The organism is Xanthomonas maliensis (assembly GCF_009192945.1).
GTDB lineage: Bacteria > Pseudomonadota > Gammaproteobacteria > Xanthomonadales > Xanthomonadaceae > Xanthomonas > Xanthomonas maliensis.
The window spans coordinates 1-655 of record NZ_NSET01000096.1 but is presented as its reverse complement, the minus strand read 5'-3'; the positions used below and the strand labels follow the sequence as shown (position 1 = coordinate 655).

Below are 655 nucleotides of genomic sequence, written 5' to 3'. Positions count from 1 at the left end.
CCGGCACCCATGCCACGGTCAAGCTGGCCGCCCACGAAGGCGTGCGCCAGGCCAATGCCTCCCAGCTGGTGCCCGACCAGGCCCCGCTGACCGCCTTGCGCACCAGTGCCAGCACGGCCGTCCCCGGCACGGCCTTCGATGAGGCCCAGGCGGCGGCGCGCGAGCGCAGCACCGCCCCCGGCCAGGATCGCCTGCCGCACACCGGCGACGCCCTGCTGGGCCTGGCCTCGCCGGCCGGCATCGGCCTGGTGGCCGGGCAGGCGCTGAGCTGGAGCGTGGGCGAGACGCTGACCCTGGCCAGCGGCCAGCACAGCGAGACCGCCGTGGCCGGCAACGCCCGCCTGCACAGCGGCCAGGCGATCGGCCTGCTGGCCGCCGCCGTCGAAGGCGGCCAGAGCGAGGCCCACAGCCTGAGCGTGGTCGCCGGCGAAGGCCCGCTGGAGCTGCAGGCGCAGAGCGATGCCATCCGCATGCAGGCCAAGCAAGGCCTGCAGCTGGTCAGCGCCAACGCCCAACTGGAACTGGCCGCCGGAAAGACCGTCCACCTGGCCACCGCCGGCGGCGCCAGCCTGACCATCGAAGGCGGCAACATCACGATTGCCTGCCCGGGCAATATCGCCGTGCATGCCAGCAAGAAGTCGTTTGTGGGGCCGAC

General features: G+C 73.7%; 1 protein-coding gene. It reads left to right on the top strand.

Annotation, left to right across the window (positions count from 1 at the left end; genetic code table 11):
* The coding region (locus CKY51_RS21530) for a DUF2345 domain-containing protein (RefSeq protein ID WP_152249956.1) at positions 1 to 655 on the top strand (655 nt) is incomplete at both ends.